Here is a 230-nt window from a genome sequence, read left to right as displayed (position 1 = left end):
TTGCCGGCACCGGGCGCGGAATCCACCAGCACGTGGCCGCCGGACTGATTGACGAAGCCGTACACAATGGACAGGCCCAGGCCAGTGCCGCGCCCAACTACCTTGGTGGTGAAGAATGGTTCGAACACGCGGGTCAGCGTCTCGGCGGACATGCCGTGGCCGGAGTCCTTGACCCGCAGCATTGCGTAATGGCCCGGCGGAACGTCGGGGTTCTGCGCGCTGAAGTCATT

1 protein-coding gene is annotated in these 230 nt (G+C 64.8%); it reads right to left on the bottom strand.

The features are described 5' to 3' along the window. The coding region (locus ACQG3P_RS25240) for a sensor histidine kinase (protein ID WP_426806571.1) at positions 1–230 on the bottom strand (230 nt) is incomplete at both ends.

The sequence above is a fragment of the Stenotrophomonas sp. SrG genome (genome assembly GCF_050031795.1).
Classification (GTDB): domain Bacteria; phylum Pseudomonadota; class Gammaproteobacteria; order Xanthomonadales; family Xanthomonadaceae; genus Stenotrophomonas; species Stenotrophomonas rhizophila_A.
This window is presented reverse-complemented; position numbering and strand designations above follow the sequence as displayed.